Below are 12694 nucleotides of genomic sequence, written 5' to 3'. Positions count from 1 at the left end.
CAATCGCCGAGCCGCAACCGTCGAGAGGATCACGAACGTGCCCGTTTCCGCAGATCAGGGGCACGATCCCGTCATCACGATCCTGCATTCCGACGACCGGCCGAAGCACCTCGACGGGCCGAACGTCCGCTTCGTCACCGACGAGACGCTCACCGCGGCGCTCCCCGGCACCGAGGTCCTGCTCGTCTGGGACTTCACCTCCACCGCCGTCCGCGACGCCTGGCCGGCCGCCGACGCACTGCGCTGGGTGCACACCGCGAGCGCCGGCGTCGACCGGCTGACGTTCCCGGCCCTGCTCGACTCCGACGTCGTGCTGACGAACTCGCGCGGCGTCTTCGACGTGCCGATGGCCGAGTACGTCACCGGCCTCGTGATCGCCATGGCCAAGGACCTCGCGGGCACGCTCGACGCGCAGTCGCGGCGCGAGTGGCGCCACCGGGAGAGCGAGCGGGTCGGCGGGCGCACGGCCGTCGTCGTCGGCAGCGGGCCGATCGGCCGCGCGACGGCGGCGATGCTCACCGCCGTCGGGATGACCGTCGAGCTGGTGGGGCGCCGGGCGGGCGAGGGCGTGCACGCGATCAGCGCGCTGCCCGGCCTGCTGCCGCGCGCGGAGTGGCTGGTGCTCGCGGCACCGCTCACCGAGAGCACGCGCGGCATGCTCGACGCCGCCGCGATCCGGCTGCTGCCCCCGCGGGCGCGGGTCGTCAACGTGGGGCGCGGTGCGCTGGTCGTGCAGGACGACCTGGTCGCGGCCCTGCGCGAGGGCCACCTCGCCGGTGCCGCGCTCGACGTCTTCGAGCGCGAGCCGCTGCCCGCCGACTCCCCGCTGTGGGGGCTGCCGGGCGTCATCGTCTCGCCGCACATGTCGGGTGACATCCTCGGCTGGCGCGACGAGCTCGAGGCCCTGTTCGTCGCCAACCTCGACCGCTTCCGGGCGGGCGAGCCGCTGGAGAACGTGGTCGACAAGACCCTCGGATTCGTGACGTCGGGCGAGCTCGCGAGCCCGCCCACCAGGACGGGAAGTGCCCGATGAGCTCGGCCGACCTCACCGCCGTCGAACTGCTCGACGCCTACCGCTCGGGGGAGCTCTCCCCCGTCGAGGCCACCCGCGACGCGCTCGCGCGGATCGAGACCTACGACCCGGTCGTCAACGCGTTCTGCCTGGTCGAGGCGGACGACGCGCAGACCGCGGCGAAGGAGTCCGAGGCGCGCTGGCACCGGGGCGAGCCGCACGGCCTGCTCGACGGAGTGCCGACCTCGATCAAGGACCTGCTCCTCACGAACGGGCGGCCCACGCTGCGCGGCTCGCTGACGATCGACCCGGCGGGGCCGTGGGACGTCGACGCGCCCGCGGTCGCGCGGCTGCGCGAGCACAACGCGGTCGTCATCGGCCGCACGACCACGCCCGAGCTGGGCTGGAAGGGCGTCACCGACTCCCCGCTGACGGGCGTCACGCGCAACCCGTGGAACCCGGCGCTCACCGCGGGCGGGTCGAGCGGCGGCAGCGCGGCGGCCGTCGCGCTCGGGATGGGCGCGCTCAGCCTCGGCACCGACGGCGGCGGCTCGGTGCGCATCCCGGCCGGCTTCACCGGCACCACGACGATCAAGCCGACCTACGGCCGCGTGCCCGCCTATCCCGCGAGCCCCTACGGCACGCTCGCGCACATCGGCCCGATGGCGCGCAGCGTCGCCGACACGGCCCTGCTGCTCGACGTCCTCTCCGGCTTCGACCCGCGCGACCCCTGGGCGCTGCCCACGGCTGCGCCCACCTCGGCCGCCGTCGGCGACGGCCGGATCGCCGGGCTGCGGATCGCGTCGAGCGCCACCCTCGGCTACGTCGACGTGCACCCGGAGGTCGCGGCGGCGTTCGAAGCCGCCGTCGACATGTTCGCCGCACTCGGCGCCCTGGTCACCGAGGTCGACCCCGGCTTCTCCGACCCCGTCGAGGCGTTCGAGACGCTGTGGTTCTCCGGCGCCGCGAAGTCGATCGAGCACCTCGGGCCCGAGCAGCGCGCCGGCATGGACCCGGGGCTGGTGGCCGCCGCCGAGCAGGGGGCGCGGGCGAGCGCGCTGGACTACCTCACCGCGATGGCCGTGCGCAACGACCTCGGCCGCACGATGGGCGAGTTCCACCTGCGGCACTCGCTGCTGCTCACCCCGACGCTGCCGATCCCGGCGTTCGAGGCGGGCGTCGAGGTGCCGGCGGGGTCGGCGCGGGAGCGCTGGACGTCGTGGACGCCCTTCACCTACCCGTTCAACATGACCCAGCAGCCGGCCGCGAGCGTGCCGTGCGGGTTCACGCGCGACGGGCTGCCGATCGGCCTGCAGATCGTGGGGCCCCGCCACGCCGACGCGGCGGTCCTGGCGGCCGCCCACGCCTTCCAGGCGACGACGGACTGGCACCTGCAGAGGCCGCGCCCGACGGTCTGACCCGACCGCGGGGTCCTACGTGGCGTCGGGGTCGATCGGGGGGCGCTCGTTGTGGGCGAGCCCCTCCCGCGCCGGGCCGGTGGCCGGATGGCGCTGGGGGGTCGTGGCGGCACCCGGTGCCGCGCTGCCGTTCTTCGTCATGTTCGGCGCGCTGCTGCCGGCGGTGCCGTTGCGCGGCGGGGCGTAGCCGTTGGGCTTCTCCGCGGGGCCGTCGTCGAACAGGGCGCGGGTGGCGGCGGTGCGCGGGTTGAAGTTGCGCAGGCCCCGCAGCTCCTCCAGCGGCTTGCGCAGCTCGTCGAACTCCGGGCCGAGCTCGCCCTTGAGCTGATCGCGGGCCCCGGTGGCGTACTCCTTGACCTGACGGATCGCGCCGCCGAGCCAGGCCGCCGCGGCGGGCAGCCGCTCCGGACCGAGGATGAACAGGCCGGCCACGATCAACACGATGATCTCGCCCCAGCCGACGCTGTCGAACACGCCGTCATCCTACTGGCTCAGTCGGAGGCCAGGACCACCGACACCGTGAGCGGGCGCCCCTCGCGGATCAGCTGCACCGGCACGGTGACCCCGGGCTCGAACTCGCGGACCGCCACCTCGAGCTCGTCGGCGCCCGCGATGCTGCGCTCGCCGAGGGTGACGATGACGTCACCCTCGAGGATCCCGGCGGCCGCGGCGGCCCCGCCCTGCTGCACGTTCTGCACCTGCGCGCCCGCCGACGTGTCGTCCTCGACCGACCGCGCGTTGACGCCGAGGTCGGCGTGCCTCACGACGCCGGTGCGGATGAGCTCCTCGGCGATGACGCGGGCGTCGTCGATCGGGATGGCGAACCCCAGCCCGATCGAGCCGCCCTCGCCGCCGCCGCCGATGCTGCTGATCGCGGTGTTGATGCCGACGACGGCGCCGGTGGAGTCGACGAGCGGGCCGCCCGAGTTGCCGGGGTTGATCGCGGCGTCGGTCTGGATGGCGTCGATGACGGCGTTGACGTTGCCGCCCTCCAACCGCACCGGCCGGTCGAGCGCGCTGACGATGCCCTCGGTGACGGTGCCGGCCAGCCCCAGCGGCGAGCCGACGGCGATCACGGCGTCGCCGACGGCGAGCGAGGCCGACGAGCCGACCTGCGCGACCACGGGGTTGGCGACGCCGACCCGGATCACGGCGAGGTCGGTCTTCGGGTCGCGCCCGACGATCGCGGCCTGCGTGCGCGTGCCGTCGCTGAAGACGGTCTCGATCGTCGCGCCCGGGACCTCGGCGGCCGGCGCGACGACGTGGTTGTTGGTGAGGACGAACCCGCTCCCGTCGATCACGACGCCCGAGCCGGTGCCGCCCTCCTGCCCGACGCGCACCTCGATCGAGACGACGGCGGGCACGACGCGCTGGGCGATGTCGGCGACGGACCCCGGCGGCCGCTCCCTGGCCGGCACGGCCGACGCGATCGTGGCGCCGGGCTCGGTGAGCGCGTTCGCGCCGTCGGCGGTGAGGCGGCCGACGAGTCCGCCGACCGCGCCGACGGCCAGCGCGAGCACCGCCAGCAGCGCCAGCGCGCGCGGGTGCACGCGACGGCCGAACAGGACCTCGCGCAGGCTCAGCCGGGCGCCCTCGCCGGCGGGTGCCGCGGCCGGGCGCTCGTCGTCGACGGCGGGCGGGCCGAGGGCGACGCCGCTGTCGGGGTCGCGCCACGGGTCGTCCTCCGCGCCGGCCCAGAACGGGTCGTCGGCACCGGGACCGGCCGGGCCGCCGTCGGGCGGGCGCTGCAACGAGCCGGCGACGGAGGCCGGACGGCCGAACGCCGCGGCGAGCGCGGGCGGGGCGATCGTCGGGACCGGCGGGGCGACGGCGCGGGCGGCCGGCGTGGCGAACCCGCCGTCGAGGCCCGCGGGGCGCCCGAACACCGAGGCCGCGGCCTCGTCGACCTCGGGGCGGTCCAGGGGGCGCGGGGCGAGGCGCGGTGGCCCGGCGGGCTCCGCCGGGACGTCGTCGACGGGGGGCGCCTCGGCCGCCGAGGGGCCCGGGTCCCGGTCGGCGTCACGGGTCGCGCGGTCACTCATCGGCGGCGGGGACTCCTGGGACGGCGGGCGGGGCGGGCCGCCGCCAGCCTGCCGCAGCCGGGGTGAAGTCCGCGTACCGGGTTCCGGCGCGGAGGGCCAGGACGTCAGCGCACGCCGTGGCGCAGGAACGCGCGGGGCAGCCGGCCGAGGCCGCCGTGGCGGGCGTCGTCGGCCGCGGAGGTCTGCGCCTCGAGACCGAGCCGGGCGGGCAGCGCGCCGGCGGGGTTGAGCAGCGAACCGCCCAGGACGCCGCGGTCGGCGGTGGGCGCGGGGACGGAGGCGGCGGGCAGGGTGGCGGCGCCGAGCGCGAGGGCGCCGATGGCGAGCCCGGAGACGGCGGCGCCCGCACCGAACCGCATGCGGCGCGCGGCGGGCGGGCGGCGGCCGTGGTCGACGGCGGTGGGTGCGGCGGTGGCGGTGGGTGCGGCGGTGGCCGTGGGTGCGGCGGGTGCGGCGGCCGGAGCCGGCTCGCTGCGCAGCACCGACACGAGCTGCCCCTCGTCGGTGACGGCCAGCCCGGCGGGCGGCCCGGGCAGCTCGGTGTCCTGCGGGATCGAGCGCAGCGACATCAGCAGCGAGGACGGCAGGGACGGGCACGACGCCCCGCGCAGCGCGGTGCGGGCCTGCCGCTGCGCGACGACCTCGGCCGCGCAGTCGGGACAGATGGCCACGTGGGCGGAGGCGCGGGCGTGCGGGCGCTGGGCGAGCTCGTCGTCGACGAAGGCCACGACGGCGTCCGAGGTCAGGTGCGTCTGACCCCAGTCGGGCGCGTTCACCGTGAACAGCCGACGCTCGCTCATGCCCTGACCTCCTCCTGCACCGGCGCGCCCGCAGCGGCCCGGTCGCGTTCGATCGCGGCACGCAGCGCGGCGCGGCCGCGGTGGATCCTGCTCCTCACCGTACCGAGCTTCACGCCGAGGGTGGCGCCGATCTCCTCGTAGGACAGTCCCTCGACGTCGCACAGCACCACGGCGGCGCGGAACTCCGGCGGCAGCTCGTCGAGCGCGGCCTGCAGCGCCGGGTCGAGGTGGGTGTCGGAGAAGACCTGCTCGGGCTCGGGCCCGCGGCCGGGGATGCGCTCGGAGTCGTCGGGCAGCGCTTCCATGCGGATGCGCGCGCGGCGGCGGACCATGTCGAGGAACAGGTTGGTGGTGATCCGGTGCAACCAGCCCTCGAACGTGCCGGGGCGGTAGGACGCGAGGTTGCGGAACACCCGGACGAACGTCTCCTGGGTGAGGTCCTCGGCGTCGTGCGGGTTGCCCGTGAGGCGGTAGGCGAGGCGGTAGACCCGGTCCGCGTGCTCGCGCACGACCTCGTCCCACGTCGGCGGGGTCCACGGCGCACCCTCACCGGGCAGCACCGTCCCCGCGGACTGGGAGGCGGTGGCGGTGGCCAGGCCGTCGGTCATGATCTTCTCGAACCCTCTCGGCGCGGGTCGTGCTGCTCGGGGCAACGTCCGCGGCGTCCGGGGAGTTCCCCCGGATCCGCTCCACCGGCCGACGACCCCGGCCGATCTGTGCACCACGGTGCCCCATCCTCGTGAACGGGGGGTGAGAACCGACTGAGAGGAACCTGTGAAAGCGCGGCACCCCCTCTCGCGAGCAGCGGCACAGTGATCTGCAGCGGCACAGTAACCTTCCCTCCATGACCGTCCGCACGGACGACGGCTACCCCTGGGCCGTCCGCGACTACGTCGAGGGGTACCTCGCCGAGGACGACGTCATGCGCGACGCGCGCGCCCGCGGCGACGCGATGGGATGCGCCCCGATCGGTCCCGGCGGCGGCGCCGGTCTGCGCTTCCTCGCGGCGGCGATCGGGGCGCGGGCGGTCGTGGAGATCGGCACCGGTGCGGGCGTCAGCGGGCTGTGGCTGCTCGGCGGCATGAGCCCCGACGGCGTGCTCACGTCCATCGACGTCGACCCCGAGGCGCAGCGCGTCGCCCGTTCGGCGTTCCGCGACGCCGGTTTCGCCCCCGGGCGGCTCCGGCTGATCAACGGCATGGGCCTCGAGGTCCTCCCCCGGCTCACCGACGGCGGCTACGACCTCGTCTCGGTCGACGCCAGCAGCACCGACTACCCCCGCTACCTCGACGAGGCCGTGCGGCTGCTGCGCCCGGGCGGCGTCGTGGCGATGGCGGGAGTGCTCACCGGCGGCGTCACCGACCCCGCCGCCGACGACCCGGGCAGCGTCGCCCTGCGCGAGGTCGCGCGCCAGGTCCGCGACGACGAGCGCCTCGTGCCGCTCCTGCTGCCCCTGGGCGACGGACTGCTGGCCGCGGTGGTCGTCACCTGATCCAGGTCCCCCGCCCGTGTCACACAGTGGATCTTGCATTACCGTCCTGCCCGGCCGAGATGCCTCGGTGAACGGATCAGAAAGGACGACACACCCGTGACGCAGACCCTCAACGCCATCCTGCTGGACCCGACCCGGCGCCCCACCGTCGTGACGGACCTCCAGACGCTGGTCGACCAGGAGGTCTCGGACTCCGGCGGTGTCTCCGGCGCCGTCATCAAGACCGGGTACGCCACGGTCAAGAAGGTCAAGCCGGGCATCGTGACCAGCGCGGTCGACAAGATGCTGCCCGACTTCGCCACCGCGCTGGAGCCGTTCTACGCCGACTACCGCGCGAGCGCGGGCACCGACTTCGGCGCCTACCTCTCCGCCCGCCCGGCCGAGGCCGCCAACGCCCTGCTGTCGGTCAGCGACCGCCGCGCCGAGGGCAGCAGCTCCGACGCCGTCAAGAAGGTCTACAGCAAGCTCCGCCCGCAGGGGCAGAAGAACGTCGAGGAGGCGCTGCCCCGCCTGGGCCGCCTGATCGACCAGCACGCCAGCGCCGCGGTCTGACCGCAGCAGCCTCGTGAGCGGCGATCGTGGCTCCGGCCACGGTTGCCGCTCACGGGGGGTCAGAGCGCGGTCATGCCCTTCCCGAGCACGACGACCCCGCCCGGGCTGACGGTGTAGCGGGCCCGGTCGGTGGCCAGGTCGACGCCGACGAGCGCGCCGTCGGGGATCTGCACGTTCTTGTCGAGGATCGCCCCGCGCACGACGGCCCCGCGACCGATCCGCACGCCCGGCAGGATCACCGAGTCGGACACCTCGGCCCCCGCGTGCACGAGCACGTTCGGGCTGATCACCGACCGGCGCACGATGGCCCCGGAGATGATCGTGCCGGAGCCGACGATCGAGTCCTGGGCGATGCCGCCCTCCACGAACTTGGCCGGCGGCAGCGGCGCGGACGCCGTGCGGATCGGCCAGCGGTCGTTGTAGAGGTTGAAGATCGGGTGCACCGACCACAGGTCGTTGTGCGCCTCGTAGTAGGCGTCGATGGTGCCGACGTCGCGCCAGTAGCCCGAGTCGCGGTCGGTGGCGCCGGGCACCACGTTCTCCGCGAAGTCGTAGACCGAGGCCTGCCCCTCGTCGACCAGGCGGGGGATGATGTCGCCGCCCATGTCGTGCTCGGAGTCGCCGTTCTCGGCGTCGGCCCGCAGGGCCTCGAGCAGCACCTCCGTGGTGAAGACGTAGTTGCCCATCGACGCGAACGTGACGTCGGGGTCGTCGGGCACCGACGGCGGGTCGGACGGCTTCTCCAGGAACTCGATGATCTTCCCGGACTCGTCGGAGTTGATGACGCCGAACGCCTTCGCCTCCGCGCGCGGCACCCGGATCCCGGCGACGGTGACGCCCGCGCCGCTCTCGATGTGCTGGGTGATCATCTGCGCCGGGTCCATGCGGTACACGTGGTCGGCGCCGAAGACGGCGATGTAGTCGGGCCGCTCGTCGTAGACGAGGTTGAGGCTCTGGAAGATCGCGTCGGCGCTGCCGGTGTACCAGCGGCGGCCGAGCCGCTGCTGCGCCGGGACCGTGGTGATGTACTGCCCGAGCACGCTGGAGAGCCGCCACGTCGTGGAGATGTGGCGGTCGAGGCTGTGCGACTTGTACTGCGTGAGCACGCAGATGCGGTGCAGCCCGGCATTGACCAGGTTCGACAGCACGAAGTCGATCAACCGGTAGTTGCCGCCGAAGGGCACCGCGGGCTTCGCGCGGTCGGCGGTGAGCGGCCACAGCCGCTTGCCCTCGCCACCCGCCAGGACGATCCCCAGCACGTTGGCCGACAGAGGGCGGGGCGCGGCGGCCGACAGCCGAGCGCCCGTCACAGCAGCCATCCCCGCACCGTCACGGTGCTGACCCTAGTGCGCCGACACCGTGCGCGGCCACAGCTGGGAGCGTGCAGAAGACGACAGCGCGCCGAACGCCCGGGGCGGCTACGGTGCACGGCGTGCGCATCGGCCTGCTCACCCGTGAATACCCGCCCGACGTCTACGGGGGGGCCGGGGTCCATGTCGAGCACCTGGTGCCTGCTCTGCGGTCGCTGGTCGACGTCGATGTCCACTGCTTCGGGGAACCCCGTCCGGACGCATCCGACACCCACGCGCACCGCGCACCCGGTGCGCTCGCCGGTGCGAACCCCGCGCTGCAGACCCTCGGCGTCGACCTGTCGATGGTGGCGGGGCTCAGCCAGAACGATCTGGGCGGCGTCGACCTCGCGCACTCCCACACCTGGTACGCCAACATGGCCGGGCACCTGGCGAAGATCCTGCACGGCGTGCCGCACGTCGTCACCGCGCACTCGCTGGAGCCCCGCCGGCCGTGGAAGGCCGAGCAGCTCGGCGGCGGCTACCGGCTGTCGTCCTGGGTCGAGCGCACGTCCTACGAGTACGCCGACGCCGTGATCGCGGTGAGCGCCGGGATGCGCACCGACGTCCTCGACTGCTACCCCGCGCTGGACCCGGCGCGCGTGCACGTCGTCCACAACGGCATCGACACCGACTTCTACCACCCCGACGAGCGGCGCGACGCCGTCCGCGCGGCGGGCGTGGACCCCGACCGGCCGATGGTCGTGTTCGTCGGGCGGATCACCCGCCAGAAGGGCCTCGGGCACCTCGTCGCGGCCGCGCACGGCATCGACCCGGCCGCGCAGGTCGTGCTCTGCGCCGGTGCCCCGGACACCCCGGAGATCGCCGAGGAGACCGAGGAGGCCGTGGCCGAGCTCGCGTCCTCGCGCGGCAACGTCGTGTGGGTGAAGGGCATGCTGCCCGCCGCCGACGTGCGGCAGCTGCTCTCGGCGGCCACCGTGTTCGTCTGCCCGTCGGTCTACGAGCCGCTGGGCATCGTCAACCTCGAGGCGATGGCCTGCGGCACCGCCGTCGTGGCGTCGGACGTGGGCGGGATCCCGGAGGTCGTCGACGACGGCGTCACGGGCACGCTGGTCCACTTCTCCGATCAGGGTTCCGGCCACGAGCACGAGGAGGAGGCGTTCCGCACCGGCCTGGCCGACGCCGTGAACGCCCTGCTCGCCGACCCCGCCCGCGCCGCCGAGATGGGCGCCGCCGGGCGGGAGCGCGCCGTGCGCGAGTTCGCGTGGGAGCAGGCCGCCGAGCGGACCGTCGAGATCTACCGCGCGCTGCTCTGAACCGCCCACCCCTGCGGAAAGACGAACGGCACCCGCCGCGCAGGGTCGCGCGGGGGTGCCGTGTCGTGCGGCGGAACGTGGTAGGCCCGCGGTGCGTCAGCCGGATGCGGCCTTGAGCGCGTCGCCGAGGTCGCTGGCCTCCTCGGCCGACATCTCCACGACCAGGCGGCCACCACCCTCCAGCGGGACGCGCATGACGATGCCGCGCCCCTCCTTGGTCACCTCCAGGGGACCGTCACCGGTACGGGGCTTCATAGCCGCCATCTCGTACTCCTCCGTCGTCCAGTTCTGCTCCGGCACCGCCGCGCCGGGGAGAGCGCGGGCCGGGATGCCCGGCACCCATCTTTCCTCATCGGAGGGACAGGGTCGCAACCGGAGCGATCAATCCGCGCAAGGTTCACGCTGCGGAGCGGCCAGCCAACACTCCGCGACGTGGTCGTCGACCAGTCCGGCCGCCTGCATCAGCGCGTAGCAGGTGGTCGGTCCGACGAACCGCAGCCCGCGCCGCTTGAGCTCCTTGGCCATCGCGACGGACTCGGGGCTGGTGGCGGGCACGTCGGCGACCGTCGCGGGCGGGACGTGCGAGGCCGGCGCGAACGACCACAGCAGCTCGTCGAGCGGGGTGTCGAGGCCGAGCACCGCGCGCGCGTTGGCGATCGTCGCCTCGATCTTCATACGGTTGCGGACGATCCCGGCGTCGGCGAGCAGGCGGGCGACGTCGGCCTCGCCGAACGCGGCCACGGCCGACGGCTCGAAGCCCGCGAACGCCTCGCGGAACGCCGGCCGCTTGCGCAGGATGACGATCCACGACAGACCGGACTGGAAGCCCTCCAGGCTCAGCCGCTCGAACATCGCGGTGACCCCGCGCAGCGGACGTCCCCACTCCTCGTCGTGGTAGGCGGTGTACTCGGGCGCGGAACCCGCCCACGAGCACCGGACCCTAGAGTCCGGCACCCCGCCCGTCCCGCTCGCGCCGGTACTCCTTCTCACACTGCTGGGCCATCTTCCGCAGCGACATCTCGACGCCCGCCCGGAACGCCGGGCGCACCAGCGGCCAGCCGGCGCGGCCGAGCACGCCCAGCGGCAGGTCGAGCAGCTCGGTCCACAGGAAGCGCGCGCGCTCCGGGCCGAGCTCGACGACCTCGAACACGCCGTCGCCCTGCACGACCTTGCCGGTGTGGCGCACCACGCAGCGCTTCGGGGGATCCCACTCGACGATGTCCATCGTGTCGGCGACGCCGAGCGGGCCGATGCCGGTGACCGCACGCAGCTGAGCCCCCAGCTCGCGGCCGTCGCCGCCGTTGGTGACCTCCACGCGCGTGCCGAGCATCCAGTCCCCCTGCCCGGGCCAGTCGGTGACCGTGCGCCACACCGCCTCGGCGGGGGCGTTGACGTCGACGGGAACGGTCAGCTCGACCCGCTGAGGATGTGCGCTGCTGGTCATGACGCCGATCCTCCCAGCCCGCGCTCGTCGCCGCTCGCGACGCCCGCCTCGAGCTCGGCGATGCGGCCCAGCAGGCCGTCACGCTCGGCGCCGACGCGGTCGAGCTCGTCGGCGAGGCGGTCGAGCACCCAGTCGACCTCGGTCATCCGGTAGCCCCGCACGGCCTGGGGGAACCGGAGCTCGCGGACGTGCTCGCCGGCGATCTCGCCCGACGGGAGTCGGGTGGGCGTGGCGTCGGGCGCGAGCGGCGCCAGCTCCTCGCCGCGGCCGAAGACCAGCGCCGCGACCCCGAAGAACGCCGCCGCGACGAGCACGACGACGAACAGGTAGATCAGCGCGGTCCCCACCCGGTGATGGAACCACGGAGGCCCGACACCGCGGCCATCGGCGGCCGTTCCGCGACCGGCGCGTCGGTGGTGGACGGCAGCCACTCCCCGCCCACCTGGACGAACTGGGTGAGGGCACCACCCGGGTCGGCCAGGCCGCACCGCGACAGCGCGGCCGCCACGATCTGGCGCGACATCACCCCGAGCTGCAGCAGCGACCGGTTGCGGTGCTTGCGCACGCCGAGGTTGACCTGCGCCAGCGCGTCGAGGCCCAGGCGGGTGTGCGTGTCGAGCAGCAGCCCGATCTCGACGCCGTACCCCGTGGCGAACGGCACCGCCTCCAGCAGCGCGCGCGTGGCCGCGTACTCACCGCCGAGGGGCTGCACGATCCCCGACAGCTCCGGACGCAGCGCGGCCAGCAGCGGGCGGGCGACCAGCTCGGTGACGCGCCCGCCGCCGGCGCCCTGGGACGTCTCGGTGCTGTCGGTGGTCTCGACCCGCAGCGGGCGCCGGTAGAAGCCCTTGACCAGCGCCACCCCCTGCTCGGCGAGCAGCGGGCCGAGCAGCGCGGGCACGAAGCCCGGGTCGAAGTCGACGAGGTCGGAGTCGAGGAAGCAGACCACGTCGCCGGAGGTGGCGGCGAGCGAGCGCCACAGCACCTCGCCCTTGCCCGGCAGCGGCTCCAGTCCGGGCAGCACGTCGGCGCGGTGCACGACGCGCGCGCCCGCGGCCGACGCGCGCTCGACGGTGCTGTCGGTCGACCCGGAGTCGACGACGACCAGCTCGTCCACCAGCGGGGCTGGGCCGGTCGTGAGAGGGAGGATGGCGGTGACGATGGCGCCGACGGTGTCCTGCTCGTCGAGCGCGGGGAGGACGACCGACACGCGGCGCCCGGCCTTGCACGCCACCAGCCCGTCGACCGTCCACGCCGGTTCCTGCCAGGTACGGCGGGCGAACCACGCCTCGGCGCTGGGCTGCACGG

Annotated in this window: 15 protein-coding genes; 5 read left to right on the top strand and 10 right to left on the bottom strand. The window is 74.5% G+C overall.

The genetic code is table 11. The features are described 5' to 3' along the window. The first annotated feature begins 37 nt into the window (after positions 1 to 37). Entirely contained in the window at positions 38 to 1033 is a 996-nt protein-coding gene (locus tag I4I82_RS19285; protein WP_218593998.1) for a D-2-hydroxyacid dehydrogenase, read from the top strand. Further along, on the top strand, positions 1030 to 2430 hold the full coding sequence (locus tag I4I82_RS19280) for an amidase (protein ID WP_218593997.1): 1401 nt from the start codon (positions 1030 to 1032) through the stop codon (positions 2428 to 2430). Before I4I82_RS19285 ends, I4I82_RS19280 begins: the two co-directional genes overlap by 4 nt. Positions 2431 to 2445: 15 nt before the next feature. Here the strand turns inward: I4I82_RS19280 and tatB are convergent, their stop codons facing one another. The 4 genes from tatB to sigE form a co-directional block, all read right to left on the bottom strand. After that, positions 2446 to 2904 carry a Sec-independent protein translocase protein TatB gene (tatB, locus tag I4I82_RS19275; protein ID WP_218593996.1) on the bottom strand — a complete coding sequence of 153 codons (459 nt, stop codon included), beginning with the start codon at positions 2902 to 2904 and terminating at the stop codon, positions 2446 to 2448. A gap of 17 nt (positions 2905 to 2921) precedes the next feature. Next, positions 2922 to 4472: a S1C family serine protease gene (locus I4I82_RS19270; RefSeq protein WP_218595918.1), complete on the bottom strand. Its 1551-nt coding sequence runs from the start codon at positions 4470 to 4472 to the stop codon at positions 2922 to 2924. A 104-nt stretch (positions 4473 to 4576) separates the two neighbouring features. Continuing rightward, entirely contained in the window at positions 4577 to 5272 is a 696-nt protein-coding gene (locus I4I82_RS34495; RefSeq protein WP_218595917.1) for a zf-HC2 domain-containing protein, read from the bottom strand. After that, positions 5269 to 5880: an RNA polymerase sigma factor SigE gene (gene sigE, locus I4I82_RS19260; RefSeq protein ID WP_218592680.1), complete on the bottom strand. Its 612-nt coding sequence runs from the start codon at positions 5878 to 5880 to the stop codon at positions 5269 to 5271. The genes I4I82_RS34495 and sigE overlap by 4 nt, the downstream gene beginning before the upstream one ends. Positions 5881 to 6116: 236 nt before the next feature. On the opposite strand from sigE, the gene I4I82_RS19255 reads away from it, so the two are divergent. Both I4I82_RS19255 and I4I82_RS19250 read left to right on the top strand, forming a co-directional pair. Further along, positions 6117 to 6764 (top strand): O-methyltransferase, encoded by a 648-nt coding sequence (locus I4I82_RS19255; RefSeq protein ID WP_218592679.1) that lies wholly within the window; start codon positions 6117 to 6119, stop codon positions 6762 to 6764. A 96-nt stretch (positions 6765 to 6860) separates the two neighbouring features. Next, positions 6861 to 7316, top strand: coding sequence for a DUF6918 family protein (locus I4I82_RS19250; RefSeq protein ID WP_218592678.1), 456 nt, complete (start codon positions 6861 to 6863; stop codon positions 7314 to 7316). 59 nt (positions 7317 to 7375) lie between these two features. Here I4I82_RS19250 and glgC read toward each other — a convergent pair whose 3' ends face one another. Then, positions 7376 to 8635, bottom strand: a complete 1260-nt coding sequence (gene glgC, locus I4I82_RS19245) for a glucose-1-phosphate adenylyltransferase (protein ID WP_172154457.1) — start codon at positions 8633 to 8635, stop codon at positions 7376 to 7378. 113 nt (positions 8636 to 8748) lie between these two features. Here glgC and glgA point away from each other — a divergent pair, with 113 nt between their 5' ends. Beyond that, the gene (gene glgA, locus I4I82_RS19240; protein ID WP_218592677.1) at positions 8749 to 9942 is read left to right on the top strand and encodes a glycogen synthase; all 1194 of its coding nucleotides are present in this window, start codon (positions 8749 to 8751) and stop codon (positions 9940 to 9942) included. Positions 9943 to 10038: 96 nt separating this feature from the next. Here glgA and I4I82_RS19235 read toward each other — a convergent pair whose 3' ends face one another. The 5 genes from I4I82_RS19235 to I4I82_RS19215 form a co-directional block, all read right to left on the bottom strand. Next, a complete protein-coding gene (locus I4I82_RS19235; protein WP_084211001.1) occupies positions 10039 to 10206 on the bottom strand; it encodes a DUF3117 domain-containing protein in 168 nt (55 codons plus the stop codon). 117 nt (positions 10207 to 10323) lie between these two features. Then, on the bottom strand, positions 10324 to 10896 hold the full coding sequence (locus I4I82_RS19230; RefSeq protein WP_218592676.1) for a DNA-3-methyladenine glycosylase I: 573 nt from the start codon (positions 10894 to 10896) through the stop codon (positions 10324 to 10326). Then, positions 10883 to 11386, bottom strand: coding sequence for an SRPBCC family protein (locus I4I82_RS19225; RefSeq protein WP_218592675.1), 504 nt, complete (start codon positions 11384 to 11386; stop codon positions 10883 to 10885). The genes I4I82_RS19230 and I4I82_RS19225 overlap by 14 nt, the downstream gene beginning before the upstream one ends. Beyond that, positions 11383 to 11733 (bottom strand): DivIVA domain-containing protein, encoded by a 351-nt coding sequence (locus I4I82_RS19220; protein ID WP_218592674.1) that lies wholly within the window; start codon positions 11731 to 11733, stop codon positions 11383 to 11385. The genes I4I82_RS19225 and I4I82_RS19220 overlap by 4 nt, the downstream gene beginning before the upstream one ends. Continuing rightward, positions 11718 to 12692, bottom strand: a complete 975-nt coding sequence (locus I4I82_RS19215) for a glucosyl-3-phosphoglycerate synthase (protein ID WP_218592673.1) — start codon at positions 12690 to 12692, stop codon at positions 11718 to 11720. The genes I4I82_RS19220 and I4I82_RS19215 overlap by 16 nt, the downstream gene beginning before the upstream one ends. Positions 12693 to 12694: the final 2 nt, after the last annotated feature.

This window comes from Pseudonocardia oceani (assembly GCF_019263585.2).
GTDB lineage: Bacteria > Actinomycetota > Actinomycetes > Mycobacteriales > Pseudonocardiaceae > Pseudonocardia > Pseudonocardia oceani.
Note: the sequence above shows the minus strand (reverse complement) of the source record. Positions and strands in the feature narration are given on the sequence as shown.